Source organism: Cylindrospermum sp. FACHB-282, assembly GCF_014697195.1.
Classification (GTDB): domain Bacteria; phylum Cyanobacteriota; class Cyanobacteriia; order Cyanobacteriales; family Nostocaceae; genus Cylindrospermum.
Genome location: NZ_JACJRJ010000005.1, coordinates 24,922 through 51,778, shown reverse-complemented (window position 1 = coordinate 51,778; position 26,857 = coordinate 24,922). Strand labels below are relative to the sequence as shown.

The 26,857-nt window shown below is 43.6% G+C and carries 25 protein-coding genes; 9 read left to right on the top strand and 16 right to left on the bottom strand.

Going from position 1 to position 26,857, the window contains the following annotated elements; genetic code table 11:
- Positions 1-77: 77 nt before the first annotated feature.
- Both H6G32_RS03945 and H6G32_RS03940 read right to left on the bottom strand, forming a co-directional pair.
- Positions 78-1,784 carry a diflavin flavoprotein gene (locus H6G32_RS03945; RefSeq protein WP_190455091.1) on the bottom strand — a complete coding sequence of 569 codons (1,707 nt, stop codon included), beginning with the start codon at positions 1,782-1,784 and terminating at the stop codon, positions 78-80.
- Between the two features lie 89 nt (positions 1,785-1,873).
- Entirely contained in the window at positions 1,874-3,598 is a 1,725-nt protein-coding gene (locus H6G32_RS03940) for a diflavin flavoprotein (RefSeq protein ID WP_190455088.1), read from the bottom strand.
- 127 nt (positions 3,599-3,725) lie between these two features.
- Here H6G32_RS03940 and H6G32_RS03935 point away from each other — a divergent pair, with 127 nt between their 5' ends.
- Entirely contained in the window at positions 3,726-4,535 is an 810-nt protein-coding gene (locus H6G32_RS03935; RefSeq protein WP_190455367.1) for a pantothenate kinase, read from the top strand.
- Positions 4,536-4,924: 389 nt separating this feature from the next.
- Here the strand turns inward: H6G32_RS03935 and H6G32_RS03930 are convergent, their stop codons facing one another.
- Both H6G32_RS03930 and H6G32_RS03925 read right to left on the bottom strand, forming a co-directional pair.
- A complete protein-coding gene (locus H6G32_RS03930; protein WP_190455085.1) occupies positions 4,925-5,740 on the bottom strand; it encodes an alpha/beta fold hydrolase in 816 nt (271 codons plus the stop codon).
- An 87-nt stretch (positions 5,741-5,827) separates the two neighbouring features.
- Positions 5,828-6,322 carry an NUDIX hydrolase gene (locus tag H6G32_RS03925; protein ID WP_190455083.1) on the bottom strand — a complete coding sequence of 165 codons (495 nt, stop codon included), beginning with the start codon at positions 6,320-6,322 and terminating at the stop codon, positions 5,828-5,830.
- 1,057 nt (positions 6,323-7,379) lie between these two features.
- Here H6G32_RS03925 and H6G32_RS03920 point away from each other — a divergent pair.
- A complete protein-coding gene (locus H6G32_RS03920) occupies positions 7,380-7,544 on the top strand; it encodes a hypothetical protein (protein ID WP_015210411.1) in 165 nt (54 codons plus the stop codon).
- Between the two features lie 138 nt (positions 7,545-7,682).
- On the opposite strand, the gene argH is transcribed toward H6G32_RS03920, so the two are convergent.
- The 8 genes from argH to trmD all read right to left on the bottom strand — a co-directional run bounded on the left by argH (position 7,683) and on the right by trmD (position 14,726).
- Positions 7,683-9,071: an argininosuccinate lyase gene (gene argH / locus H6G32_RS03915; protein ID WP_190455078.1), complete on the bottom strand. Its 1,389-nt coding sequence runs from the start codon at positions 9,069-9,071 to the stop codon at positions 7,683-7,685.
- 78 nt (positions 9,072-9,149) lie between these two features.
- A complete protein-coding gene (locus H6G32_RS03910; protein WP_190455075.1) occupies positions 9,150-9,356 on the bottom strand; it encodes a hypothetical protein in 207 nt (68 codons plus the stop codon).
- Between the two features lie 104 nt (positions 9,357-9,460).
- Positions 9,461-10,249 carry a nickel pincer cofactor biosynthesis protein LarB gene (larB, locus tag H6G32_RS03905; RefSeq protein WP_190455071.1) on the bottom strand — a complete coding sequence of 263 codons (789 nt, stop codon included), beginning with the start codon at positions 10,247-10,249 and terminating at the stop codon, positions 9,461-9,463.
- 261 nt (positions 10,250-10,510) lie between these two features.
- Positions 10,511-12,298 carry an ABC transporter substrate-binding protein gene (locus H6G32_RS03900; RefSeq protein ID WP_190455068.1) on the bottom strand — a complete coding sequence of 596 codons (1,788 nt, stop codon included), beginning with the start codon at positions 12,296-12,298 and terminating at the stop codon, positions 10,511-10,513.
- Positions 12,299-12,322: 24 nt separating this feature from the next.
- Positions 12,323-12,949, bottom strand: coding sequence for a PIN domain-containing protein (locus H6G32_RS03895; RefSeq protein WP_190455064.1), 627 nt, complete (start codon positions 12,947-12,949; stop codon positions 12,323-12,325).
- A complete protein-coding gene (locus H6G32_RS03890; protein WP_190455061.1) occupies positions 12,950-13,420 on the bottom strand; it encodes a hypothetical protein in 471 nt (156 codons plus the stop codon).
- 70 nt (positions 13,421-13,490) lie between these two features.
- On the bottom strand, positions 13,491-13,973 hold the full coding sequence (gene ispF, locus H6G32_RS03885) for a 2-C-methyl-D-erythritol 2,4-cyclodiphosphate synthase (protein WP_190455058.1): 483 nt from the start codon (positions 13,971-13,973) through the stop codon (positions 13,491-13,493).
- A gap of 39 nt (positions 13,974-14,012) precedes the next feature.
- Complete coding sequence (gene trmD, locus H6G32_RS03880; RefSeq protein ID WP_190455055.1) at positions 14,013-14,726, bottom strand: tRNA (guanosine(37)-N1)-methyltransferase TrmD; 714 nt, start codon at positions 14,724-14,726, stop codon at positions 14,013-14,015.
- Between the two features lie 254 nt (positions 14,727-14,980).
- Between trmD and H6G32_RS03875 the strand changes: the two genes are divergently transcribed.
- From H6G32_RS03875 to cphA, 3 genes are all read left to right on the top strand, one after another.
- Complete coding sequence (locus H6G32_RS03875; RefSeq protein WP_190455053.1) at positions 14,981-15,211, top strand: hypothetical protein; 231 nt, start codon at positions 14,981-14,983, stop codon at positions 15,209-15,211.
- Positions 15,212-15,391: 180 nt separating this feature from the next.
- Positions 15,392-16,255 (top strand): cyanophycinase, encoded by an 864-nt coding sequence (locus H6G32_RS03870; RefSeq protein ID WP_190455050.1) that lies wholly within the window; start codon positions 15,392-15,394, stop codon positions 16,253-16,255.
- A gap of 171 nt (positions 16,256-16,426) precedes the next feature.
- Complete coding sequence (gene cphA, locus H6G32_RS03865) at positions 16,427-19,132, top strand: cyanophycin synthetase (RefSeq protein WP_190455364.1); 2,706 nt, start codon at positions 16,427-16,429, stop codon at positions 19,130-19,132.
- A 20-nt stretch (positions 19,133-19,152) separates the two neighbouring features.
- Here cphA and tatA read toward each other — a convergent pair whose 3' ends face one another.
- From tatA to H6G32_RS03850, 3 genes are all read right to left on the bottom strand, one after another.
- The gene (tatA, locus tag H6G32_RS03860) at positions 19,153-19,341 is read right to left on the bottom strand and encodes a twin-arginine translocase TatA/TatE family subunit (RefSeq protein WP_190455047.1); all 189 of its coding nucleotides are present in this window, start codon (positions 19,339-19,341) and stop codon (positions 19,153-19,155) included.
- Between the two features lie 113 nt (positions 19,342-19,454).
- A complete protein-coding gene (locus H6G32_RS03855; RefSeq protein ID WP_190455045.1) occupies positions 19,455-20,849 on the bottom strand; it encodes a serine/threonine protein kinase in 1,395 nt (464 codons plus the stop codon).
- A 58-nt stretch (positions 20,850-20,907) separates the two neighbouring features.
- Complete coding sequence (locus H6G32_RS03850) at positions 20,908-22,305, bottom strand: serine/threonine protein kinase (RefSeq protein WP_190455041.1); 1,398 nt, start codon at positions 22,303-22,305, stop codon at positions 20,908-20,910.
- Between the two features lie 94 nt (positions 22,306-22,399).
- Here H6G32_RS03850 and cbiT point away from each other — a divergent pair, with 94 nt between their 5' ends.
- Positions 22,400-23,002, top strand: coding sequence for a precorrin-6Y C5,15-methyltransferase subunit CbiT (gene cbiT / locus H6G32_RS03845; protein ID WP_190455038.1), 603 nt, complete (start codon positions 22,400-22,402; stop codon positions 23,000-23,002).
- 85 nt (positions 23,003-23,087) lie between these two features.
- Positions 23,088-23,978 (top strand): phosphatidate cytidylyltransferase, encoded by an 891-nt coding sequence (locus H6G32_RS03840; RefSeq protein ID WP_190455035.1) that lies wholly within the window; start codon positions 23,088-23,090, stop codon positions 23,976-23,978.
- 252 nt (positions 23,979-24,230) lie between these two features.
- Here H6G32_RS03840 and H6G32_RS03835 read toward each other — a convergent pair whose 3' ends face one another.
- Positions 24,231-24,944 carry an LmeA family phospholipid-binding protein gene (locus tag H6G32_RS03835; RefSeq protein ID WP_190455032.1) on the bottom strand — a complete coding sequence of 238 codons (714 nt, stop codon included), beginning with the start codon at positions 24,942-24,944 and terminating at the stop codon, positions 24,231-24,233.
- A gap of 137 nt (positions 24,945-25,081) precedes the next feature.
- On the opposite strand from H6G32_RS03835, the gene H6G32_RS03830 reads away from it, so the two are divergent.
- Positions 25,082-25,876 (top strand): pseudouridine synthase, encoded by a 795-nt coding sequence (locus tag H6G32_RS03830; RefSeq protein WP_190455029.1) that lies wholly within the window; start codon positions 25,082-25,084, stop codon positions 25,874-25,876.
- A complete protein-coding gene (locus H6G32_RS03825; RefSeq protein WP_190455026.1) occupies positions 25,873-26,673 on the top strand; it encodes a helix-turn-helix domain-containing protein in 801 nt (266 codons plus the stop codon). Before H6G32_RS03830 ends, H6G32_RS03825 begins: the two co-directional genes overlap by 4 nt.
- Positions 26,674-26,857 lie beyond the last annotated feature (184 nt).

Here is a 26,857-nt window from a genome sequence, read left to right as displayed (position 1 = left end):
GCTGTGCGGGGGTTCCCCCCGTTGAGGCGACTGCGGAGGAGGGGCGATTTTGCTTGTACAAAATCGGGGTGGGGTTCTTAATAATAATTCGCTGACTTGCGATGATGAACGGCTGTTACGCCATCTTGATTTAGGACTTTACCATTATCCACAGTCGCATAAACCAACCAGTGATCGCCGGCTTCCATCCGGGATTCCACGGAACACTCTAGGTATGCTAGAGCATCAGTAAGAATGGGACAACCGTTACTAGCTTCCTCAGTTTTTAAGCCGGCAAATCGGTCTTGTCCTGGGGTGAAAGTCTTCATAAACTGCTTTCTGAGTTCCTTTCCTTCAGCCAAAATGTTAACTACAAATTGGTTTCCTGAGTGGGAAAGTGGTTCCATTGCCCGGTCTTTGGCTACTGCAATTGTTAAACCAGGAGGACTAAAGCTGGCTTGTGTTATCCAAGAGGCTAACATGCCGCTGGTGACATCGCCTTGCTTGGCTGTAACTACGCAAAGAGAACCAATAATCCGCCCGACTGCTTGTTCTACGGTGGTAGCGGGAAGTCTTGCTACAACTTTTCTTTTTGCTCTTTTTAACGCTTGGGCAAAATCTGTACCGGCTTCTTCGCAAGTTTGCAAGGTGACATCGTTGGGTTTGAATTTGACGCGGATGGGTTCAAAACCAAATCTGTAACCGGCATCTTTGAGTTTACCTTCAATTAAATCAACGGCTTCTCCACTCCAACCAAAGGAACCAAAGACACCGGCGAGTTTATTGTTGGTGGCTGTAGAGAGGACGATTCCTAATGCTGTTTCTACGGGTGTGGGTGCATGGCCGCCAAGGGTTGGTGAACCAATTACGAAGCCTGCTGCTTTTTCTACGGCGGTGCGGATTTCTTCGGGGTCGGCAAATTCGCAGTTTATTGATTCTACACTAACGCCGGCTTTGGTGATTCCCCGTGCGATCGCCTGAGCTAAGGTGGTTGTATTCCCATAAGCAGAAGCATAAATCAACGCTACTGTCAAATCGGCGGAGGTTTGCTGCTGAGTCCATTCCCGATAAGCTTTGGTAAGTTCGATTAAAGCATAGCGCACCAAAGGCCCGTGTCCGGTGGCGTACAGTCTCACCGGCAAATCTGATAATTTATCTAAAGCCGTTTCCACTTGACGGGCGTGAGGTGCCATTAAACAATCAAAATAATAGCGTCGGTCTTCGTTAAAGATTTCCCAGCCTTCATCAAATACCTGATCTCCACAAATATGTGCCCCGAATAATTTATCGGAGTACAAAATTTCTGTTTGGGGGTCAAAGGTACAAAGTTCATCTGCATAGCGGGGGTTAGGTGTGGGAATAAATTGCAAATTATGCCCTTTACCTAAATCTAGGGTTTCTTCTCCCCGCATGACGAGAATTTGCAAGTCTGGATTTTCTAAGGCGCCGCGTAAATTGATCGCCCCTGGATTAGAACAGACAAAGGTAATCTGTGGCGCCAGTTCCAGTAATGCTTTTAATGTAGCAGCGCGGTTGGGGTTGACGTGACCGAGAATTACGTAATCGATGGATTTGACATCAAACCGCTGCTGTAAGGCTTGGAGATAAATTTCTGTGAAGGTTTCCCCTGGGGGGTCGATGATGGCGGTTTTATCTCCTTGAATTATGTAAGAGTTAGCGGTTGTACCTTTGGCTAGGGCATATTCTATTTCAAATCTTAGCCTGGCCCAACTGCGCGATCGCATGACTGTTGTATGTGTTCCGATGGGGAGTATCTGAACGTCACGGGGTTTTGTTGATGTCATAGCTTGATAAATATGAGTAATCAGGAATTTTTATTTCACGCAAAGGCGCAAAGGTTGAAAATCTCTTAGGGTCTTTGCGTGAGTTAAATCTAATAGTGGTTTCCGACTTTGCGGTGGTGTACCGCAGTCAATGCTTCAGGTTTGCTGACTCTGCCGGCATCAACGGTGCTAAATACTGCCCAGTGGTCGCCGCAGTCCATCCGGCTAACAACTTCACATTCCATGTAGGCCAGGGCGTCGGCGAGGATGGGGGTACCGTTTTGGGCTGGCTGGGTTCTCACACCTTGAAAGCGGTCTGCACCAGGGGCGAACCGTTTCAAAAAGTGTTTCATCAATGGTTGATAATTGCCTTCTTCAAGGACGTTGAGAACAAAGCGATCTCCAACTTGCATCAGTGATTCTATGGCGCGGTCTTTGGCTACTGCAATGGAGAATCCCAAGGGTTTAAAGCTGGCTTGACTCACCCAAGAAGCCAACATGGCGCTGGAAACATCGCCTTTTTTGGCTGTGATGATGTATAATCCGCCGCTGATTCTGCCTAATGCTTTATCGAGGTCAGCACTTAGGGATTTCATGGCTTTGATGCTGCGATCGCGTGTTACCCATTGTCCTAAGTCTGTTCCCGCTTCTTCACACAGCTTGTAGGTGTTTTCTGTGAATGTGTCGCGGATTTCAATTACGGGAAAAGCTACGTGCAAGCCTAAAGCACGGAATTTGTTTAATAGGGGATAAGTTGGTTCATCATCGCCGCCACCAGTTTCAAAAATCCCAATGGCTTGTTTATCTTTGGCGGAACCTAAAACGGTGCTGAGTGCGGCTTGAATGGTCGCAATATCTGCTGCTGGCGGCATCCCGACGACCAAACCCGCACAGCGTCCCACTAATTCCCGGATTTCTTGTAAATCAACTGCGGCTTTCAAGTCTACTAATTCCACCGCTACACCGGTTTTGCTGATCCCGTTGGCGATCGCTTGCACGAGGCGATCGCTATATCCATAATCAGCCACATAAAATATCCCAACTGCCGCTTCAGCCTTGGTTTGACTTTGGCTCCAAGTGCGATAACGCCCGGTCAATTCTTCCACATTGTGGTATAGTAGCGGCCCGTGTCCAGTGGCAATCATCTTGATGGTTTTGAGTTCCGCCATCCGCTTGAGAGCAGATAATACAGAACGGGCATTTGGCCCCATCAAGCAGTCGTAATAATATTGATAATCTGCTTCAATAGCTGTCAAGTCATCGTCAAAGGTGCTATTTGAGCAATAATGCAACCCAAAAGCATCGCAGGTGTAGAGAGTTTTGGTTTTGTGATCGAAGCTGAAGATGGTGTCAGGCCAGTGTAAATTTGGGGCGATGACGAATTCAAATTCATGTCCGTTACCCAAATCCAAGCGATCGCCATTTTTCACAATCCGCCGCTTAAACGGCCAATGTACCAAATCTTCCAAAAACTGAATCGCCACCTTAGAACCCACAACGGTGATTTCTGGAGCCATTTGCAACAAATCTTTAATTAAGCCGCTGTGGTCTGGTTCCGTGTGGCTGACAATTAAATAATCAATCTCAGTTGGGTTAATCAAACCCGTGAGTGTATCAAAATATAGCTGGCGAAACTTTTCGTGGGAGGTATCAACCAAAGCAGTCTGCTCACCGCGAATGAGAAATGAGTTGTAGGTTGTGCCATTTTGCAGACCAAACTCAATATCGAAGCGATCGCGATCCCAGTCCAGAGAGCGAATTGCCGTAGTATCTTCAGCAATTTCCACCAGCTCTATGGTGAGCCTTTTTTCAATTCTTTCGGTGAGCGCTACCATAACCCCCTCCTTGACAAAATGAGTATTTATTCCTCTGGTTTTATTGTGCCACGGCTTGAATGTTAAATTTTATTAAAAAACCTATGAATGACTTAAAAAAGTTAAAAGTGTGAACCTTGACAATCATATGTATAGAGCAAATCCTTGGTTAGGATTAATGATTGGCAATTCCCGCTTACATTGGGCATTGTTTATCGGTGAAAACCTAGACTCAGCTTGGGATACAGATTATCTACCTGAGTCTGTTATACAGCAATTCGCTCAAGCTCACACACTCGAAAAATTCCCCCCTAGTGTAATTTCCCAACTAAGCACCATTCCTAGGGACACGGCATTGTCAGTCCCCTACCCAATTACTCTAGCTTCTGTAGTTCCTAGTCAAACAGCACTCTGGCAAACTTTACCTAATGTTCGCATTATCACCTTAGATAAAATACCCCTGTTGGGCGTATACCCCACACTGGGAATTGACCGCGCCCTAGCATTGTGGGGTGCAGCAAAGACTTGGGGCTTTCCCATGTTGGTAATAGATGCCGGAACAGCACTGAGTTTGACAGGTGCAGATGCTAACCAGTGTTTAGTTGGGGGGGCAATTTTACCAGGGTTAGGTTTACAGTTGGCGACTCTCGGACAAAACACAGGACAATTACCATTATTAGAGGCGCAATTAATTAAGGCTCTACCCCCACGTTTTGCCTTAAATACGCCAGAAGCGATTCAAAGCGGCGTGATTTACACATTGTTAGCAGGGATTAAAGATTTTATTGAGGCGTGGTTGTTTTTATTTCCTGAGAGTAAAATTGCCCTTACAGGAGGCGATCGTACTTTATTAAAAAAGCATCTCCAAACCCAGTTTCCAGAAATAGCTACACGGTTGTTTATAGAACAAAATCTAATTTTTTGGGGAATGGGTAAAATAGTAATTGAGAATTATTAAATCTTTCTATCCTTGATAAACCATGTATTATTGTACTTCCAAATCTAAAATTACCCCTTCAGATGATTCCTTACAAAAGGTAATAGAACTAGTTAATGAATGGCTGACGAATCTGGATATAATCAAGAAGTTTATCCTCAGATTGAGGCAGCTTTAAACCAGAATTGGCAGTCAGAGTCTTGACTTGTTCAGATCCCCGACTTCTCTAAGAAGTCGGGGATCTGAGGGTATCTTGTTGTATGGCTAACGCCACGCTGCGCTATCACGAATGATTTTCTATTTCTATATCGCGGTTTGAAAGCGAAACAATATCGGTGGCATATTGGCAGTAAACTCTTGATAATTTAGTTTAATTTACCAATTACCAATCACCAATTACCCATTACCCATTACCCATTACCTTTAATAAAATCCCGAATATCGACCGCCACAACACCAGCACAAGATTCTGGTAAATCATTTTCTCCATGAGCAATCATTTTCAACTCGACATTTGGAGTCAGTTGAGCATAAGTCTTACTCATTGCTAACGCACTTGGTGTATCATTACCACCTTGTAAAACCAAAAATGGAACTTCTATTAAGTACAAACGGCTTTGCAGCAATTCTGCCTCAATTTCTGGACGCTGCCGTTTAAACAGTAGGTGACAGCCTATCGGATATTGCAACAGTTCCTGGCGTAGTTGCAAGTCCTGGTCAATTTTTTCTTGCCAACCAAGAATTTTAGTTAAAGGACTTAGTAAACGTAAGAGTTTAATTAATAGTGGTGAAAAGTTGACTAATCGCCGCATTTGGCGCCAATACTTTTCTTGTCCTTCCATTTTTACACCCTCTGGCGCTAGAAGTACCACACCATAAACTCGCTCTGGATACTTTAAAGCATAGCTAGCAGCAATCCAACCCCCTAGGGAATGTCCTATTAAATACACCTTTTCTAGCTTCAAAGCATACAAAAATTCCGCTAGACACTCCACTTGCAAATCAATCGAATGGTGAATATTAGGATTTTCAGATTCACCAAATCCTAATAAATCTGGTGCAAAGCAATGAAAATCAGAGGAAAGTGACTCCATCACCGATACCCACTGACTGCTATCGTTCCAAGCACCGTGTAAGAAAATTACAGCAGTTCCTTCACCAACTTCACGCCAGAACAATAGCCCTTGAGAAAGTTTTCTGCGGGAGTTGCGAAATAGCGTATACATCTTAATTTAGTAGTTAACTCTCAACAGATTTTAGATTATAGATTTTAGATCAAATCCGTAATCTAAAATCTATAATTCAAAATATTCTTAGTCCAGTGTTGTCAACCCGTCAAAGTAGTCTTGCAACTGCTGCTTGTGGTCATGAGACATCTGTGGTTTAGGTAAGGAGATGGCAGGGAAAGCCTGGATTTCTAGAACTTCCAAACTATCTTGAATTTTCATTTCTCCCTGGACATCGGCTTCAACCACAATACAAATTGAATGGATTCGGGGATCTCGGTCTGGTGCTGAGTAAACTCCAACCAAACGCCGAATTTTCACCAACTCTAGTCCAGTTTCTTCCATCAACTCCCGACGGACTGCACTCGTGACATCCTCACCCCAGTCCACCATACCGCCAGGTAATGCCCAGAGACCATCGTCACTCCGCCGAATCAACACAATCCGACCATCGGGTAAAATGGAAATGATACTAGTGCCAGTGATGGGATGACGGAAAATAATCCCTAATATCGTTTGTCCAAAGTGCCATAAGCTACGTGTGGACTTGATCACTGCCGGAAAAAAAGCAAGAATGTTCAATCTTCAAATTTTTGGGTTGTAATATTAATTCCCAATTACTTACATAAACTCAACTAATTAAATTTTGGTTGAGTTTTGTTTTATACAAAAATGTTTGTGATTGGGTTTTATCCTAACGATTTACGTAGAATAAGCCAATTTTAACATCTGATTTTAATAAAGGCATTGTATTTGTCAAGATCAACTATTGATGAAATACTAAAATTTTTTCAGTTGATAGTTCCCCTTCTCCTTGCTGAAACCAGTAATCAAGAGTAGTTTTCAATCAACACAAAATATAATATCTTCGGATAATTAATCTGAAAATATAGATTCGCTAAATTTAAGTAGGAAAATGAAATTAAAACAGAAGCTCTCGTAGTCAGGACTAAAGTCCTCTAAATCCTTGTGGAAAAAGATTTCTCCCTCAGTCCGAACAAAAGTATTATTTTACTGACTGTTTACATAAATAAATTTTTAGAATTTACTTGTAGATTGTAACCATCTACTATTTTCCTATTAAAATTGACTTGTATACAATATCAGTCTGTTGCTTATTCCCTCGTAATCCCTAGCTGATGGGGAGATGCTCATAATATTATCTTGACATAAGATAGTATAATACGGTAGGCTAGTATACTGTTAAAAGTATTTTGCAGATTGCACTAGGCTAAAAGTATTGCAAAACTTAACTCAGTTTATAGGCCAGCATCAAAATTCATAGTCAATAGTTCGGTGGTACACCAATTTTGTCCATAAGAATTGGACTATGAAGGCTTGACTGTTTGCCGAGAGTAAAGTTAGTATGCATAAACATTTTTCCCTCTGGCGTGATGCAGTTAAAAGTAATCCCAACAGCTTTTAGCCTAGGGATAGGGGAGCCACTGCGTTGCTCTGGTTACCAGAGTTGTAGCAAGTGGTATGGCGTTGTAGTTCTCCCCGTCGGGTTTTACCCGGCTAACCTCAAGCATGAGATAAATGCCTGTGCTTTGTGGAACTATATCAATAACATCGCTAGCTGATATTGCCTACGTGATGCCTGAGTGCAAATTTTTTGTTGTTTATTCATGAGGTGAACATGGCTAAGCGCCGCAATCCGAAAAAAGAAAAGGCGCTACGGAACCAGGCTTATGCCAGAAAGTTTCGTAAACGGACTACGACAGGAAGAATGCAGAGAAGGTTCCAACAAAGACCGCCTAAGAGTGATGAAGATGAAGGCGCAGCAGCAGTTGATGCTGAATAAGTTGCCTGATAAAATTTTTGCTCTTTGAGCCTTTCAGCATTTAGGGCGTACCTTAGTACGCCCTTATTTATTGAGTTCTGAGTGCAGTATTCTCACTCAGGACTCAAAACTTGATGATTACTCAAGAATCAGCGCTATTCATTTAGCAGCGATTTGAGTGCGGGCGGCAAGGATTGCTTGATTTACCTGTATAAAACCAGTACCGCCGTAGCTGTTGCGGGCCGCAACAACTTGACGAGGGGATATTGCCTGATAAATATCTGCTTCAAATGCTGGATGGATTTGTTGCCACTCTTCTAATTTCAAATCTTTGAGGAGTTTACCTGCGGCAATGCTGGTTTTCACCACTTTGCCTACAAGGTTGTAAGCTTCGCGGAAGGGGACGCCCCGCGCGGCTAGATAATCTGCTACATCGGTGGCATTAGAAAAGTCTTCTGTCACTGCTGCTGCCAAGCGTTGGGTGCGAAATTCCAAACCGAATTGCAGCAAAATTGTTGTTGCTTCCAGGCAGGCTTTGACTGTGTTGACGCTGTCAAATATAGCTTCTTTATCTTCTTGCAAGTCTTTGTTATATGCCAGGGGTAGCCCCTTCATAATTACTAACATGGCTTGGAGATGACCAAATACACGTCCGGTTTTTCCCCGCACCAATTCTGGTACGTCGGGGTTTTTCTTTTGGGGCATGATGCTGGAACCTGTGGCGCAGCTGTCTTTGAGGGTAACAAAGCGAAATTCTTCCGTTGACCACAGGATAACTTCTTCTGAGAGGCGGCTGAGGTGAACCATAATCAGACTGGCAGCAGACAAGAATTCGATGGCAAAATCGCGATCGCTCACTCCATCTAAGCTGTTAGCATAAATACTGTCAAAATCCAAGAGTTTGGCTGTGTAATGGCGGTCAATGGGGAAAGTGGTTCCCGCCAACGCACCGCACCCCAAGGGTGAGATATTCACCCGGCGAGAAACATCTGCCAAGCGTTCCCAGTCCCGTTGCGCCATCTGAAAGTATGCCAAGAGGTGGTGAGCTAAACTCACAGGCTGGGCGCGTTGTAGGTGGGTATAACCAGGAATCAGGGTTTCAACGTTTTTTTCAGCTATATCTAGTAAGACGCTTTGAAATTCCCGCAATTGCTGGCGAATTTGTAGGATTTGGTCGCGGAGATAAAGCCTAGTGTCAGTACCTACTTGGTCATTACGCGATCGCGCCGTGTGCAGCTTTTTACCCACATCGCCGACAATTTCCGTCAGTCGCCGTTCAGCGGCAAAATGTACATCTTCCGCATCGATACCAGGGTGAAATTTCCCTTGGCGGTATTCCTGACGAATTTGTTCTAAACCTGCAACTAATTGCTCTCCTTCTTCTGGGGAAATAATCCCCGTGTGAGCCAGCATTTTGGCATGAGCTTGGGAACCAGTCAGGTCATATTCTATTAATTCAATGTCAAAACTTATACTTGCATTAAAACGGGCAATTGCCGGGTGCAGCGCTGATTCAAACCGCTGGCTCCAAATTTGTTTTTCGGTCATAAAGGTGAAGAGAGAAGGGGAAATCAATTTTAGATTTCGGACTTAAGATTAATCTCAAATCCAAAATCTAAAATCACTTTAACTGTAGCTAGTTAAACCCCGAAACATATAACCAATAACCAAACCAATCAACAGTGCCCAAACTTGTCCTGTCTGTATAAAGTGTGCCCAAGAACGTTGTATTTGGCCTAGAAGATCAGGATCGGTAATGTTTTGAGCTAGCACAGTCGCATTTACTGGCATTTGCCAAAGTAACTGAGATATCGAATCATTAAAAAAGTTCATGCTTGGTAATTCAAGGTTTATAGGTTACAGAGCTTGTTATGCCGAGTGTAATTTTCACTTTCTTTACTCAGCACTATTATGGTGAGTACTTCACTTTCATTACCTTACGATGTCGCCGATGCCAAGCGCAATTTCTCGGCTGTCCGCAAAATTTGTCCGGCCAAAACTGCTGCACCAAAACCATTATCGATATTTACTACACCTACACCAGCAGCGCAAGAGTTGAGCATTGTCAATAAAGGTGCTAAACCGCCAAAGCTTGCGCCATAACCGATGCTGGTAGGAACGGCAATCACTGGGCAATCTGCCAAACCAGCAACAACGCTGGGTAAAGCGCCTTCCATCCCCGCCACAACAATTAATACTGATGCTGACTCGATCAGGTGACGGTTACTCAGCAAGCGGTGAATCCCCGCCACACCGACATCCCAAAGGCGTTGGACGCAAAAACCAGAAAGTTCAGCTGTCACTGCTGCTTCTTCGGCAACGGATAAATCAGCAGTACCAGCAGAAAGAATGCCGATTAGACCCCCAAACTTTGGTTCGAGATTCGGGGGCGCAATGGCACAAATTCGCGCCATTTCGTAGTATCGCAAACCGCTTACTTTGGCGGACAGTGCAGCATACACCGCTGGTTCAATCCGGGTGGCCATCACCAACGGGTTACGGTGGCGCATCACCTCCATAATTTGAGCAATCTGATCCGGTGTCTTACCTGGCCCCCAAATTACCTCTGGAAACCCAGTTCTCAGAGGGCGATGGTTGTCAATTTTGGCAAACTCACCTACAGGTTCATAAGCCAAGTTTTTCAGTGTGTCTAATGCCTTATCTGGGGTAATGTTACCATTTTTCACCGCTTCTAGGAGCGATCGCAAAGCTTCGGGTTGAGTCACAGCAATTTTTGGTAGTTGGGATCAATATTCTGAGATTAAAGGATTAACATGATTGATGGATGATTTAGATTAAGGAGTGCTCATCCTTTTATCCTTAAATCCTGATTGGTAGTTGGGATCAAGATTCTCAGATTAAAGGATTAACATGATTGATAGATGATTTAGATTAAGGAGTGCTCATCCTTTTATCCTTAAATCCTGATTGGGGAAGAGGGAAATAATATATTCTTCATCTCACTCACTTTTTCTGTCACCTATTTTCTACTTGGTAATTTTGATTTCATGAATGTTCCAGAAGGCGCCACCAAGAGCAGAAAATTTTATGCCTTCAAAGCGATTACGCACTGCTGACAATGAATAAGCGTTAACTAAGTAAATAAACGGCAGGTTTTCCTGAGTAATCTGTTGGGTTTCGGCATAAATTTTTTTCCGCTTCGCCTCATCTAATTCCCTTGCCCCTTGAATATAAAGTTCACCAATTTTCTTTTCCCAAGGAGTCACTTCCCAACCCTCTATCGCCTTTTGTCCTGCTTGGGGGTTTTGATTAAACATGTGTAATCCACCTTCAGGAGACCAAACATTAGCCCCATCATTTGGTTCTAAACCGCCAGTTAAACCCAGCAAGGAAGCCTCCCAGTCTAAGGAATTAGACAGCTTGTCTGTATAAGTATTCCACGCCAAGGGAGTGAAATCGACTTGCATACCGATTTTACTCAAGTCTTGTTTAATTTGTGATCCCATTGCCTCACGAATCCGATTCCCAGAATTCGTCAGCAAAGTAAAGTGAACATGGTTGCCGTCAGCATCTTCTAGCTGTTCTTTATCGTTGTACGTAAATCCCGCTTTTTTTAGCAGTTGCTTTGCTTTTTCTGGATTATAATCGTAGGTTTTTAATCCTTCCTTCGGCGATAAATAATAGGGACTTTGCACAGAAATTGGTGAATCTTGCGGTTTACCTAAGCCGCGGAAAGTGTTGTTAATCATCGTTTGTCGGTCAATCCCATAGGCTACTGCCTGCCGAAACTCTACATTATTAAACCAACGCGACTTGATGGGATCAACCAGTGGCTTACCGTCTCTTTTACCTTTATTTAAATTAAACAAAACAAACGATGTACCAGCGGCTGGCCCACCATTATATATTTTGAAATTACCCTGCTTTTCTTGCTTCTTTAGCAAAGAAAAATAATCTGGCGTTACCCCCACAGTATCTAATCCCACAGAACGAAATTGCAGCAGAGCAGTATCTGTTGATTCCACAATTTGCCAAATAATTCTTTCAATATAAGGCTGGGGATTTCCTTGAGCATCCTTGCGCCAGTAATAGGGGTTGCGCCGGAAAATTACACGTTGACTGGTATCGTAGCGCTCTAGTTTATAAGGGCCGTTGACTATCAGTTTATCTGGCGGAGTATCAACACTCCACTTTGTGAGAAACTGCGGTTTTCCATCTTGATCTTTTGTTTTTACCGATTTTTGTAGTGCATGAGCCGGTAAAATCGGTGCACCTGTAGTAGTACGCAAAAATGGCGCAAATGGTTCTGGTACGGTAAACTCAACCCGGCGATTATCAACTTTTTTCACAATTGGCAGTTTACGACTTTCACCAATCCGCATCACATCCCTGGTGTCTGTAGGGATTTCTGTGTTGAGGTAAATATCGTTGTAGGTAAAGACCACATCATCTACTGTCAAAGGTTCTCCATCAGACCATTTCAAACCCTCCCGCAGAGTAAAAACAATCTTTAATTTATCATCAGAAATTTTCCAGGATTCTGCTAAAGCTGGCTCAACTTTACCCGTCTCATAGCTTTCGGTGATTAATCCCTCATAAGTCAATCCAAAAATATTTGGAAATTCTGAACTTAGGGCATAATTAAAAGTTTTAGGATCGCTGAGAATGCTCATTACCAATTGCGGTACTTGAGCAGCAGCGCTTTTAAAGTTAGTTGGGTTACAGGCGGCAATTGAAGTTGCTGTTATTGCAGCAATTATTATTAGTAACCAAAATTGCTTGAGCGCAGGCAAAAGCTTAATAGCTAATTTCATAATTTTAATACATGATTAGTGAATTTAAATAGACTGAGACTTTAGCCATTCCAAAAAGTTTTGTGTATTAGTAAAATACTTATTTATTCCAGCATTACGCAAAGCTTCTTGAACTTCCGGTTTCCCAAAGTCTTTATTATTGCCACTCAGGAATACTTTTTCTTCTGCGGGATGCAAATTTGCATGACTAAGAATACATTGTAAAATCAAGTTATCCATTATGTCATTTTTAATGGGTAATATTTCTTCTATAAGAGTTTGATTGGCTATCTCTTGAATTATGATACTATTTAAATTAATTAGTTCTGCATTTGTAAGCAGACAATTAATAGTTTCAGAAAGACGACCTTGAATATCATTAAGTAATAATGCATTTTCAATATACGCCTGCTCTAAATGTCCAAGAAAAGATTTGGCATGAGTGGAAGTTTTATCTCGACTTGACTCATTAATTTGCTTCTTCATTTCTGTTTCAAATTGCAAGCGGTCTTTCCGAAGTATTTTGTAGGTCTTGATAGCTTCAATATAACAAATATCTGGTATGACTATGTGAAGTGACGCAAGAGAATTACGCAGTAATTGATCTGCCTCCAAATCTTGTCCCTTAGCGATGGACATCAAAAAATTTGTTTCAACGTAAAGTATCGGCATTTAGTTTACCTGAAAATAATAATGTCCATGTCCACTTTCCAATAGTTGCAACAAGCCTATTTCTGCTAATTCTCTCGATGCTGGCGGTGTTTCAGATTTCCAGTGATATGCTAAGTCTCTTAACCAAGATTGTATAAGTGTTTGAAGGTAGAACCCAAATATGCGTTTTTTGCTGAATTCTGGATCGTAATGGCTTAAAACATCATCACTTTTAAGTGAAATCTTAGCCTCGATTTTACTGTCATCATTTACTTTTATAATCTCAATTTCTTCTAAGTCTACTAGCATGGCAAAACGAAGATTATATATTCGAGGTTGGAAGTAATTCTCTAATTCGGAAATAGCGCTTTGCTTTAATTTATCTTCGAGTTTCTTAGCCTTGACTTTAACTAATAAGTAAGTTTGCTCATCGTCACCTACAAGATCAGCGTCAGACCAATAATTAGGAATTGGAAATTTTATAGCTTCCATTGTTCTATTTCTCCCAAGTAGTTGAGGGTTTCTCGTTTATCTCTATGCTAGCCATTTTCTAATTTGTGAGTTAATCAGCAGCTACCAACAAAACGACAGCATAAGCACATATACCTTCTTCTCGTCCGGTGGGTCCGAGTTTTTCGTTGGTGGTAGCTTTAATGCCAATTTGATTTGGTTCAACTTCCAAAACCGTCGCTAACTTGTCGCGCATTTGGGAAATATGGGGTTTCAATTTGGGACGTTCTGCGACTACTACCGAGTCAATATTTCCAATTTGCCAACCTTGAGCGCGAATTAGCTGGTGTACTTGAGTTAATAGTACTAAACTATCTGCCCCTGCCCATTGGGGATCGCTGGGGGGAAAATAATGGCCTATATCCCCTAATGATAATGCCCCCAGCATGGCATCCATGATGGCGTGGGTGAGTACATCAGCGTCACTATGCCCCAATAAACCTAATTCGTGGGGAATGTGGATTCCGCCTAAAATTAAATTGCGATCGCTCACCAGTTGGTGGATATCGTAGCCGTTACCAATACGAATATTCATCTTGTCAATTTTTAGATTTGGGATTTTAGATTTGGGGATTTAGGAATTCTCCCCCTGTTCCTCTTGCTTCTGCTGCTCCCAGGTTTTCAGCAAATCAGGACGACGGGAGCCTGTTCTTTTGATTTGTTGAGAGTAACGCCAGCGGGCAATTTCCGCATGATTCCCACTCAGCAAGACGGATGGCACTTCCCACCCGCGAAAATTAGCAGGACGAGTATACTGGGGAAAATCCAACAACCCCTCCTCAAAACTTTCTGATTTGATGGACTCTGCTTTGCCTACAGTTCCCGGTAGGAGGCGCACCACGCCATTAATCAACGCCATTGCCGGAATTTCTCCACCAGTCAGAATAAAATCACCCAAAGACACCTCACGGGTAACTAAATGCAAAACTCTCTCATCCACCCCTTCGTAATGGCCGCAAATTACGACTAACTGGTCATAATTGGTGGCCAATTCGCGTAACAGCGGTTGATTTATGGTTTGTCCTTGGGGACTCATCAAAATGACCTCTCTTCGAGGTAGAATCGGCAACGACTCCACAGCGACAAAAATCGGCTCAGGCTTCATCAGCATCCCCACGCCACCGCCATAGGGTTCGTCATCTACCTTCCGGTGCTTATCGGTAGTAAAGTCCCTGGGATTAACCAGATGCACTTGGGCAATCTGTTTAGCTAAGGCTTTGCCCAGTAGACCAGAACTAAGAACCGAGGTAAAACAGTCAGGAAAAAGCGTAACTATATCAAAGCGCACAGTAATTCGTATTCAAGGACACTAATCTTAGATTTAAATATCTAGCAAACACAAGAAGCCAAGGTCAGGTAAAACTACACTTAGATGGCATCAATAGTATACAAAAGTACCAGAAGTCTTGGTTTTTTGGTAGGATCAAAAGTTTTTCTAATTACTTAATTTGTGTTTAAATATTGTCACTACTACATTTAATTTAATAATCTGACCAAAGTTAACAACTTCCAGGATGCATCGAGCCAGCCTCAGAAAAAAGCGTGTCAAGACCTGCTCGCCCCCAAGCCCAGAGGGGAACCCTAACCCCAAGCCCAGAGGGTAAATGGGCAAATTCTAACGGCAGGGAAGCCGCCCGGACGGCGTCTACAACAGAAGGCACAGCCTGGGCAGTTTCCCCCCCCCGCAGAGAAATGTCCTCCCCTAGCCCCCTAAGCACTATGAAAACCAGTCTGGAAAAAGTGGATAGGTTAAAAACAGGGCGCTGGCTTTGAGGAACGGCAACGGACATGACAAAACTGAGGCGTCGTGTGCGTCAAGCAGTGTCCTCTCAAAGAAGCAAAGGGCGAAAATAAACAGGCTACTAAACCTTGTTAAATTCACACGCCATTCGCCACAAGCCGGGGAACCCGTCCAAGGCGATGGCTCCTGAAGTTGTTGACAGGAGAAACGCAATGCCGCAATTAGAAGCTAAATCGCTGGAAATGAGGACACCCCAAGCAACTAAAACCGCCGTTCTGGTTATCGGAGGCGCAGAAGACAAAGTTCATGGACGCGAAATCCTGAGAACTTTCTTTGGTCGTGCTGGTGCTAGCAAGGCGTATATTACAATAATTCCATCAGCTTCCCGCGAACCTGCCATTATCGGTGGTAGGTATATTCGCATTTTTGAAGAAATGGGTGCTAACAAGGTTGAGATTTTAGACATTCGCGAACGGGAACAGTGTGAGAACCCCCAGATCAAAGCATCACTAGAAGCTTGTAGTGGGGTATTTTTGACAGGAGGGGATCAACTGCGTCTCTGTGGAGTCCTGTCAGATACGCCAGCGATGGAAATTATCCGACAGCGGGTGAGGGCCGGGCAACTGACCTTAGCAGGTACTAGTGCCGGGGCCGCAGTGATGGGGCACCATATGATTGCTGGCGGTGGTAGTGGTGAAACACCAAATCGTTCCCTCGTAGATATGGCTACAGGTTTGGGATTTATTCCCGAAGTGATAGTAGACCAACACTTTCACAACCGTAATCGCATGGGGAGACTAATAAGTGCGATCGCTGCTCATCCTGATCGCTTAGGCATTGGCATTGATGAAGATACTTGTGCTGTGTTTGAACGCGATGGTTGGTTGCAGGTGATGGGGAAAGGCAGCGTGACAATTGTTGATCCCACAGAAATTACCCATACCAACGAACCCCAAGTCAGTGCCAACGAACCCCTTACCGTGCATAATTTACGTCTACATATCCTCAGCTACGGAGATAGGTTCCATCTTTACCAGCGCACTGTTTTACCCGCCGTGCATCGGATCTCCAGCTGACGGGATAGAGTATCTGAGGTTACACTGACTTGACCGTGCATTTATTTCTTGCTGTAAAAACATCAGAAGAACACCATGTAAAAAGAAAAAACTGTTCATTACAAACAGTTTAGCGGTCAATTCCAGTAAGAAACTAGAATTTTGGTTCCGAATCTCCATCTACCTATTCCCATGAGAATCCTCAAGATCCAGACCTTACGCGGCCCAAACTACTGGAGCATTCGACGCCACAAGCTGATCGTCATGCGCCTCGATCTAGAAAACCTTGCCGAGACGCCCTCGAATGAAATCCCTGGCTTTTATGAAGGATTAGTTGAGGCGCTGCCAAGTCTGGAGGGTCACTATTGCTCCCCCGGCTGTCGCGGTGGTTTTTTGATGCGGGTGAAAGAAGGCACCATGATGGGCCATATCGTGGAACACGTAGCCTTAGAACTCCAGGAATTAGCTGGTATGCACGTAGGTTTTGGTCGCACCCGCGAAACCGCCACACCTGGAATTTACCAGGTAGTGATCGAATACCTGAATGAGGAAGCGGGACGCTACGCTGGACGTGCAGCAGTACGGCTGTGCCAAAGTATTGTTGATCGAGGTCGTTACCCAAAGGCAGAACTAGAGCAAGACATCCAAGACCTGAAAGATTTCTGGCGTGATGCTTCCTTAGGCCCATCTACAGAAGCAATTGTCAAAGAAGCAGAAAAAAGAGGCATACCTTGGATGTCGCTTCCTGCACGCTTTTTGATTCAGCTGGGCTACGGCGTCAATCAAAAGCGGATGCAGGCAACAATGACCGATAACACCAGCATCCTAGGGGTAGAACTAGCTTGCGACAAAGAAGCCACCAAACGCATCCTAGCTGCCACTGGCGTGCCAGTACCTAGAGGAACGGTGATCAACTTCTTGGACGATTTGGAAGAAGCCATTGAACATGTTGGCGGTTATCCCATCGTCCTCAAGCCTGTGGATGGCAATCATGGACGCGGGATCACCATCGATATCAGAACTTGGGAAGAAGCTGAGGCAGGCTATGAAGCCGCCAGACAGGTTTCCAGAGCTATCATTGTTGAGCGGTATTACGTCGGGCGCGACCATAGGGTACTGGTGGTAGATGGCAAGGTAGTGGCAGTTGCCGAACGCGTGCCAGCTCATGTGATTGGCAATGGCAGATCCTCTATCGCCGAACTCATAGAGGAAACAAACCTTGACCCCAATCGCGGCGAAGGACATGATAACGTCCTCACCAAGATTGAATTAGACCGCACCAGCTACCAGCTACTAGAAAGACAAGGCTACACCCTGAATAGCGTGCCGCCCAAGGGGACTATTTGTTATCTGCGGGCAACAGCAAACTTGAGTACGGGCGGTAGTGCTGTAGACCGCACGGACGAAATCCATCCCGAAAACGTTTGGTTAGCACAACGGGTAGTCAAGATTATCGGTTTGGATATTGCCGGACTGGATATCGTGACTACAGATATTAGCCGCCCCCTACGGGATGTGGATGGCGTGATTGTTGAAGTTAACGCTGCTCCCGGCTTCCGGATGCACGTAGCCCCAAGCGTTGGTATCCCCCGCAACGTCGCCGGCGCAGTGATGGATATGTTGTTCCCCAATGAACAATCTAGCCAAATTCCCATCCTCAGCGTCACGGGCACAAATGGTAAAACCACCACTACTCGCCTGTTAGCACATATTTACAAACAAACAGGTAAAGTAGTTGGCTATACAACAACCGATGGCACTTACATCGGTGATTATTTAGTAGAAGCTGGAGACAACACTGGCCCCCAAAGTGCCCATGTCATTCTGCAAGATCCAACGGTGGAAGTAGCGGTACTAGAGTCGGCACGTGGTGGCATTCTCCGGTCTGGACTAGGCTTTGAAGCTGCTAATGTGGGTGTGGTGTTAAACGTAGCTGCTGATCATTTAGGAATCGGTGATATCGATACCATCGATCAGTTAGCTAACCTGAAGAGTGTCGTAGCAGAAGCTGTATTCCCTGATGGTTATGCGGTACTCAACGCCGACGATCGCCGTGTAGCAGCCATGTCAGAGAAGACTAAAGCGAATATTGCCTACTTCACCATGAACCCAGACTCAGAATTAGTGCGAAAGCATATCCAAAAGGGAGGTGTAGCAGCAGTCTATGAAAATGGCTATCTGTCAATTGTTAAAGGTGATTGGACACACCGGATAGAAAGAGCAGAAAATATACCCTTGACAATGGGCGGACGTGCGCCATTTATGATCGCCAACGCTTTAGCAGCAAGTTTGGCTGCTTTCGTGCAAAACGTCACTATAGAGCAGATTCGTGCTGGCTTAAAGACTTTCCGCGCTTCAGTTAGTCAAACGCCAGGGCGGATGAATCTATTTAATTTGGGGAAATACCACGCTTTGGTAGACTACGCCCACAACGCTGCCAGTTATGAAGCATTGGGTGCATTTGTCCGCAATTGGACTACGGGACAACGGATTGGTGTACTTGGAGGGCCTGGCGATCGCCGTGACGAAGACTTTGTCACTTTGGGCAAACTATCAGCAGATATTTTTGACTACATCATCGTTAAGGAAGATGATGACACCAGGGGACGTCCACGGGGATCAGCCGCTACTTTGATTGCTAAAGGCATCACCCAAGTCAAGCCTGATTGCCGCTTTGAATCAATTTTGGACGAAACCCAAGCCATTAACAAAGCCTTGGATATGGCGCCTGATAACAGTTTGGTAGTAATTTTGCCAGAAAGCGTCAACCGCGCTATTAAGTTAATTAAGCTGCGTGGTGTAGTCAATGAGGAGATACAGCCACAAAACTCTACAACAGCGATCGTTGATTCTCAAAATGGGACTACACCTTCTTCTGTTGTCAATACGCTCCTCTAGTCACATAGTAGAGACGTAACTCATCCGTCTCTACTATTGATTTTTTCCTCTTCTGGATTTGTTTCTTCATTAGTATTTTTCAGTTCTTCCTTAAAACCTCTGAGGGTTTTACCGAAGACGTTTCCCAGTTCGGGAATTTTTTTTGGGCCAAAAATCAGCAAGGCGACAATAGCAATTATACCTATTTCTGGTAATCCTAGTCCAAACATATTCAGTTACCTCTAAAGCCTGTTTAATTAACTATAGAACCATACCAGTTTAAGAGAATTTTTTCTGATCCAACTGCTGGAAACTGATTGGAACATTAACTTGCTGATAATGGTTATTCCTTTCTAATCGGTATACCTAACCAGTCGCTCAATTCATGAGCAAGCCAGTCGATTTCTGGTTCAGTAATTAACTCATCGTTACCTCCAATTTCATATTTTCTCCGTTTTCCAGCCCAAATAATAATCTGCGCTTTTACCTGATATGAAGTACGTGCAAAATCTTTTTGCACATATTTTCTGATGCGTTGGAGCATACAGATGTCCTGGCGCTGTGCTGGTTGAGGAAAATTGAATTTAACTCCAAATATTTCGCGGGTTAAAGAAATTTTCTGCTGATTCAGGGACAGCCGGATACTTCCAAACAACCCAAAGAGAAAGTTATATAGTAAAGCCAAGCTAATACCAAAAAGTAAAAGAAACAAGTAAAAGTAAAATAGACTGCCAGCAAAAGGTTGCTGGAAAGATGTAATTAAAAAAAGTAGGAAAAATAAGTTAATAAATATGATAGCTAAACCTGTGGGCATTGTGGACAGATGAAAGCCAATTGGCGGAATAATAATTTCTAGAGAATCTCTATTTTTTGTCAGTTTAATTTTACTATCAACGGGTTTTATTACAGTTAAAGTATCTGTACTTTGAACCTTTGGCTTATTTAAAGCTTGAAGTGCTTCATTTGCCGAACTCAAACGCTTTTCTAAACTCGGTTCTGTCATCCACTTTAACCAATGGCTAAAGCTAGGGCTGATATTAGCAACTTGCTCAAACTGAATCCGAAAATCTTTTTGGGGTAAATCTGCTGGCTGAGTACCTGTCACCAAATAAATCAACGTTGCACCTAAACTATAAAGGTCAGATGCAGCCACCGTGCGTCCGCCAAATTGCTCTTGTGGCATATAGCCATAAGTACCTACCACAGTCCGAGTTGCGCCTTCTGTGGCTAAGACAGTCTGCACTGAGCCAAAATCTACTAAATAAACTTGACCGATACTATTGCCAGAGCGATCGCCTAATAAAATATTGCTAGGCTTAATATCACGGTGGATTACGGGCGGATGTAGCCCATGTAGGTAAATCAGCATCTCTAAAAGTGCTTTGGCTATTTTTTTAACTTCAGCTTCGGTAAAAGTCCGCCCAGTTTGGATGTATTGCTCTAAAGTCCGGGCGGGGATATAAGTTTGTACTAGGGCAAATCCTTTGATGGTAGGTGAATTTACCTCAAAATAGTCTAAATAGCGAGGAATAGAGGGATGTGATAAAGATTTTAAGGTTTCGGCTTCTCGTTCAAACAGCTTGAGATCATCCCACTCAAAATCACCGCCAAAGGTGAGTAACTTGATGATGGCTGGTTCCTGAGTTTCTAAGTTACGGGCTAGTAGCGTCCGCCGCCCTGCCTTTTTACCCAAATTTTGTTGAATTTCGTAGCGATTCGCGAATATTTCCCCAATCATAGCTAGGATTTTTTAGAGTTTTGTGGATTGATTCATCTGGAGCTAGATGTGATTTGAGCTAGATTTTCTCTCTCGTTATCTCCATACCTAAGTAATACTTCAATTCCTCAGCTAGCCATTCCAGTTCGGCTTCAGATTTAATTCCGCTAGCAGAAACAAGATGATACTTTTGTACTCCTGCCCAAATATCCAATTGCGCTGGCGTCTGAGTTTGGTTTCCCTCAGAATCTTTAGTAAAGTGTGTTGGAATGTAAACTAGCTTGCTGATACTTTCTCTGGGAGATGGCCGGGGGCGATGGAAAATAAATCCGAATAACTCATAAGTGAAGGCAATTTGCTGGCGATCTATACGCAGTCGCATCCTGCCAAATAAACCAGACAATAGGGTGTACACCATAGAAAAGCCAGCACCCCAAAAGGGAAGTGAGAATAAAGCAAAGGGAATGTTGATAGGAAACGGTGCTGAGAGAGCGCCAATTGTCCAAAATAGAATAAAGGAATTCCAGGAGATCGCAAATAAACCGATAGACACCATCGATGGTTGAAACCCAACCGGCGGAATGAGAATTAAGAGAGCATCTTCATTTTTGGTCAGTTGAATTTTACTACCAGCGGGTTTACTTACTGTTAAAACAGCACTACTGGGAAACTGCAATTCATCCAACGCTGTCAGCGCAGCACTTGCAGAACTCAATCGCTTTTCTAAACTCGGTTGAGTCATCCACTGCAACCAGTGAGTAAAACTGGCACTTAGATTAGCTGTTTGCTCGAACTGAATGCGAAAATCCCTTTGGGGTAAATCCGCAGGATGAGTACCCGTCACCAAATAAATCAACGTTGCACCTAAACTATAAAGGTCAGATGCAGCCACTGTGGGTCCGCCAAATTGCTCCTGTGGCATATAGCCATAAGTACCTACCACGGTTCGAGTCCCACCTTTTGTGGGTATGACTGTCTGCACCGAGCCAAAGTCTACTAGGTAAACTTGACCGATACTATTACCAGAGCGATCGCCTAATAAAATATTGCTAGGCTTAATATCACGGTGGATCACAGGCGGATGTAGCCCATGTAGGTAAATTAGAATCTCTAAAAGTGCTTTGGCTATTTTTTTAACTTCAGCTTCGGTAAAAGTCCGCCCTGTTTCGATGCATTGCTCTAAAGTCCGGGCGGGGATATAAGTTTGTACTAGGGCAAATCCTTTGATAGTTGGTGAATTTACCTCAAAATAGTCTAAATAGCGAGGAATCAAGGGATGTGATAAAGATTTTAAGGTTTCGGCTTCTCGTTCAAACAGTTTGAGTGAATCCCACTCAAAATCACCGCCAAAAGAGAGTAACTTGACAACCACTAATTCACCAGTTAAGCCATCGCTAGCTAATAGCGTCCGCCGCCCTGCCTTTTTTCCCAACTGCTGCTGAACTTCGTAGCGATTACCTAATATTTGCCCAATCATGATGATTAATTATCGCCCTACGTTGAAAAACATTGATAGCTTATAGCTTGTCAAACGGGGCAAGCCGATATCCCTAGTATAATTGTGTGGTTCTATGCCCTCCAAACTTTGGCCTTACATTACCCCTGGTATTCCTGATGAATTGTTCGAGCATTTACCAGGAATTCCCTTAAGCGGGCGAGAAGTGCGATTACTGTTGATTTCCCAACTGCGGCTAAAACCCGATTCAGTGTTGTGGGATATTGGTGCAGGGACAGGTACAATTCCCGTAGAGGTGGGATTGTTGTGTCCAAATGGAAGGATTATTGCCGTAGAACGGGATGAAGAAGTAGCTACCTTGATTAAGCGCAACTGCGATCGCTTTGATATCAAAAATGTTGAAGTAGTTGAAGGCAGCGCCCCAGATTGCTTGCATGACCTCAAGCTTGCCCCTCACCGCGTCTGTATTGAGGGAGGAAGACCCATCCAGGACATTTTGCAAGCCGTGTGGCATTATTTGCCACCATCAGGTCGAGTAGTCGCTACAGCTGTTAATCTAGAGAGTCTGTATGCTATTTCCCAGAGCTTTTCTCAGTTAAGAGCCAGAAATATCGAAGTTGTCCAGTCTGCGGTTAATCGCTTAGAGACACGCGGCTTCTCTCAAATCTTTGTCGCCGCCGATCCCATTTTTATTCTCAGTGGTGAGAAACTAGACTAAATCTATTCGATTTTGGATTTTGGATTTTGGATTTTGGATTAAATCTAAAATCCAAAATCCAAAATCTAAAATCTAAAATACTTATATGCCTTGGTCTCGGATTATTAGTGGAATTATTGCCATCGCTCTTGCACTGTTGTCAACCCTGTTGGGGGGCTGGTACTTTACCATTGCGATCGCGATCGTCGTCTTTTTAGGTCAACAGGAATATTTTAATTTGGTGCGAGCCAGAGGCATAGCTCCAGCTGCTAAAACTACCATGCTTGTCAGCCAAATCTTATTAGCAATTTGTACCCTTGATGGTAATTTAGCCGATGCTGTGATGCCGATAGCTGGCACACTTATTTGTTTTTACCTACTGTTTCAGCCCCAATTTGCCACAATCGCCGATGTTTCCGCTTCCATTATGGGTCTATTTTATGTAGGTTACTTGCCGAGTTATTGGGTGCGGTTGCGTGATCTCCATAGTGCGGCTGTTAGCAATCTGCCCTTAGGCGGTTACTGGCCTGTAAGCTGGAACGATTTTCTCTCAACAGCCAATGGAGCCTCTCTACCACAAGGTTTAACAGTGACAGTGCTAACTTTTCTGTGCATTTGGGCAGCTGATATTGGCGCTTACATTATTGGTAAATTTTTTGGTAAAACCCGTCTGTCTGACATCAGCCCCAAAAAAACTGTGGAAGGGGCAGTTTTTGGGATCACAGCCAGCGTTGCAGTCGCCTTAGCAGGAGCAAATTATCTTCACTTACCCAGATTTGCCTTCACTGGTGTAGCATTAGGCTTGCTGATTGGCATTGCTAGTCTTTTAGGCGACCTCACCGAGTCTCTGCTTAAACGCGATGCTGGGGTAAAGGACTCAGGACAGTTAATTCCTGGTCACGGTGGTATTTTAGACCGGACTGACAGTTATATTTTCACAGCTCCTTTGGTTTACTATTTCGTCACCCTTGTGTTACCGTTGTTGGCAAATTATTGACCGTGCCGTTAACTTGATGATTGGTTGTGGGAAAAATTCCGGATCTTCCCCTTCTAGACCAGGAATATTAGACAGCACTTCAGAAAACAGCCGCCATGAGAGCGCTCAGTGTGATATTTGCTGGCTGGGGCGGCTTGGGGATTTTGGCGGAACTACCTAAAAATAAATTTTGCTCTCGAATCACAACAGATGTGGTGAGAACTATAATTTAAAGTAATAGAGTTAGGATTGACAATTTTCAATTTTTAATCATTAGGGGTTAACGTTAATACGTCCACGGCAGACGAGTTGGCCAGGGATCAGCGTTAATTCGTGGATATCGACATCAGAGCCAAGATCCAGATTGTACCCATAATTATCTTCTAATAGCGCCTCTTTTTGGCGCTGGATCTGGATCTGAGCCAGTTGCAATTGTTGAGAGTTGAGTAACTCTAAGCCGAAAAATATTTCCAGAAATTTGAATTCGCACTCAGATGCTTGGTTCCCATGCAGTATGATTCGCTTATGCTCAAGCATAATCTTTTGCCAAGTAATCGGCTTGGATTTTGGGCAGTGTTCTGGTAAAAGTTTAACCAGTACGTCATTTAAAGCAGTCGATAATAATTCAGATGAGAGGGAGTCATTGAGATCCTTTTCTTCGACAATCATCTCACCATTTACTGGTACTATTTGTAATAGCCGTAACGGCTGTCCTTTAAGTACTGAGCCAACGTTTAAGCGAATATTTTCCGCCTCTAGTTGAATTTGTGTAACATGGAGACCTTGATAAACTGCATGACTAGCAAAAATCGATACCCAGGGGATAAGCCCAGAAAGAATTTGGCGATCGCTTGCTCTAATCTCCACCTCAATCTGAGATACTTGGCTTACTTGTGCTTTTAGCCATAGCTTGAGCGCAGTTGTCAGAACTTGGGTAATTATCCTTATTTTCTTTCCACTTGTTGCTTGGGAATCTGGTTCTAGCATTTAACCACTCTGATTATGGATACTTGCTCAACAACTGACAGAAATTAAACGAGCCTTAAATGTAACATTTATGCCTATTAACTACAAAATGCAAATATTATGATTTATTTATTAACCAAAGAATAAGCAATTTCTACATGGAGGCACGGTTACAAAAGATTCTCGCTCAATGGGGCATTGCCTCACGTCGTGAAGCCGAAGAAATGATTAGGCAATCGCGGGTGCGGATCAATGGTGTATTGGCAAATTTAGGCCAAAAAGTTGACCCCCAAAGAGATACAATCACCGTCGATGGTAAACCCGTGTCTGAAAAGCCCCGTCCGGCTTTAACATATTTGTTGCTGCATAAACCCGTTGGAGTGGTTTCTACCTGCTACGATCCCCAGGGAAGACCGACAGTCCTGGATCTACTACCGAAAGAATTACAACAGGGTTCAGGTATTCACCCGGTTGGGCGTCTAGATGCAAACTCTACCGGCGCATTAATTCTGACAAATGATGGAGACATGACCTTTGGACTAACCCATCCCAGCCATAGTATTTCTAAGACATATCATGTTTTAGTCAAAGGACATCCACCAGAAGCAGTACTGGAGATATGGCGTCAGGGTGTGGTATTAGAAGGAAGAAAAACACAACCAGCTGGGGTACGCTTGATGGAACGTTTTGCCGAGCAAAGCTGTTTAGAAATTATTTTGCAGGAGGGAAGAAATCGCCAGATTCGCCGTGTAGCTCAACAGTTGGGCTATCCAGTCATCAAGCTGCATCGGACTGCTATCGGTTCAATTCAATTACAAACCCCAAAAGCACCATTTTTACACGAGGGTAACTATCGTTCTCTAACAAAAGATGAGATTGGCTTTTTACAAAAGCAGTTAAAACATATGAAAGTGAAAGATCCAGTTAAGTTAAGGAGTGTAGAAAAAGCATGAAATGGCTAAGAAGGAAGGATGATCATCAGACGACACCTTCTATAGAACAACAACAATCTGAAAAGTTGGCAGAACTCGGATCTCAACTGTGTGCATCGCGTCAAGACAAGGGTTTATCTTTAGAGGAAATGGTTGGATTGACCAGAATTCCTCGTCGGTTATTGCAGGCGATTGAAGAAGGTAATTTAGATGATTTGCCAGAACCCATTTATCTTCAAGGTCTGATCAGGCAATTTGCCGACGCCTTGGGCTTTAATGGAGCAGAATTTGCCAGCACGTTTCCTATTGGTACTCAACGGGTGACCCTCCAATCTACTTGGAAAAATACACCCATTGAACAATTACGACCGATTCATCTTTACTTGCTTTACATTTTCTTGATTCTATTCTCTATCAATGGCTTATCTCAGTTATTGAATAATGCCGCATTACAAGCGAATAATAGCCAAATTCGCCCAATTCCGCAAAAACAATCTGTTTTAACACCAAAACTAACTCAACCAAACAATTCACCAGAAATTCAACCTGTTAGTAGCAATAAAGAAGGTCAGTCAGTACAAATTGGTGTCACTTTAAAATCGTCCTCCTGGATTCGCGTAATCGCCGACGGCAAAACTGAGTTTGAGGGAATTTTGCCAGAAGGTACTCGCCGCACTTGGAAAGCCACTCAGCAACTGACGGTGAAAACTGATAATGCTGGTGGTGTGCTGATGAGTGTTAATCAGGAAGAAGCTAAGGAAATGGGAGAGCCTGGGACAGTGGAAGAAGTCAAGATTGCTGCCAAACCCAAATCTTAAAGAGCTAGTCCTAAGCTGACAATTTTCTAGACAAAGCTATACATATATTGACTTTTGTCAATATATTTTAGTTGAAAAAATCAAATACTCGATATATAATTCCCATGTCCCAAATATTGAATAAGACTGTTGCTGACGCGAAAACCAAGCAATGATAGTGATAGTCTTTTTGAGAATCTAAAAA

Excerpts from the sequence above, each read along its gene's own strand:
- ispF (WP_190455058.1), bottom strand. The coding sequence starts at position 13,973 with ATGAATATTCGTATTGGTAACGGCTACGATATCCACCAACTGGTGAGC.
- H6G32_RS03835 (WP_190455032.1), bottom strand. The coding sequence starts at position 24,944 with ATGCTAGAACCAGATTCCCAAGCAACAAGTGGAAAGAAAATAAGGATA.
- H6G32_RS03900 (WP_190455068.1), bottom strand. The coding sequence starts at position 12,298 with ATGAAATTAGCTATTAAGCTTTTGCCTGCGCTCAAGCAATTTTGGTTA.
- H6G32_RS03895 (WP_190455064.1), bottom strand. The coding sequence starts at position 12,949 with ATGCCGATACTTTACGTTGAAACAAATTTTTTGATGTCCATCGCTAAG.
- H6G32_RS03920 (WP_015210411.1), top strand. The coding sequence starts at position 7,380 with ATGGCTAAGCGCCGCAATCCGAAAAAAGAAAAGGCGCTACGGAACCAG.
- cbiT (WP_190455038.1), top strand. The coding sequence starts at position 22,400 with ATGCCCTCCAAACTTTGGCCTTACATTACCCCTGGTATTCCTGATGAA.
- H6G32_RS03855 (WP_190455045.1), bottom strand. The coding sequence starts at position 20,849 with ATGATTGGGGAAATATTCGCGAATCGCTACGAAATTCAACAAAATTTG.
- H6G32_RS03890 (WP_190455061.1), bottom strand. The coding sequence starts at position 13,420 with ATGGAAGCTATAAAATTTCCAATTCCTAATTATTGGTCTGACGCTGAT.
- argH (WP_190455078.1), bottom strand. The coding sequence starts at position 9,071 with ATGACCGAAAAACAAATTTGGAGCCAGCGGTTTGAATCAGCGCTGCAC.
- H6G32_RS03840 (WP_190455035.1), top strand. The coding sequence starts at position 23,088 with ATGCCTTGGTCTCGGATTATTAGTGGAATTATTGCCATCGCTCTTGCA.
- H6G32_RS03940 (WP_190455088.1), bottom strand. The coding sequence starts at position 3,598 with ATGGTAGCGCTCACCGAAAGAATTGAAAAAAGGCTCACCATAGAGCTG.
- H6G32_RS03930 (WP_190455085.1), bottom strand. The coding sequence starts at position 5,740 with ATGTATACGCTATTTCGCAACTCCCGCAGAAAACTTTCTCAAGGGCTA.
- H6G32_RS03910 (WP_190455075.1), bottom strand. The coding sequence starts at position 9,356 with ATGAACTTTTTTAATGATTCGATATCTCAGTTACTTTGGCAAATGCCA.
- H6G32_RS03850 (WP_190455041.1), bottom strand. The coding sequence starts at position 22,305 with ATGATTGGGCAAATATTAGGTAATCGCTACGAAGTTCAGCAGCAGTTG.
- H6G32_RS03830 (WP_190455029.1), top strand. The coding sequence starts at position 25,082 with ATGGAGGCACGGTTACAAAAGATTCTCGCTCAATGGGGCATTGCCTCA.
- H6G32_RS03870 (WP_190455050.1), top strand. The coding sequence starts at position 15,392 with ATGCCGCAATTAGAAGCTAAATCGCTGGAAATGAGGACACCCCAAGCA.
- H6G32_RS03935 (WP_190455367.1), top strand. The coding sequence starts at position 3,726 with ATGTATAGAGCAAATCCTTGGTTAGGATTAATGATTGGCAATTCCCGC.
- tatA (WP_190455047.1), bottom strand. The coding sequence starts at position 19,341 with ATGTTTGGACTAGGATTACCAGAAATAGGTATAATTGCTATTGTCGCC.
- cphA (WP_190455364.1), top strand. The coding sequence starts at position 16,427 with ATGAGAATCCTCAAGATCCAGACCTTACGCGGCCCAAACTACTGGAGC.
- H6G32_RS03825 (WP_190455026.1), top strand. The coding sequence starts at position 25,873 with ATGAAATGGCTAAGAAGGAAGGATGATCATCAGACGACACCTTCTATA.
- H6G32_RS03945 (WP_190455091.1), bottom strand. The coding sequence starts at position 1,784 with ATGACATCAACAAAACCCCGTGACGTTCAGATACTCCCCATCGGAACA.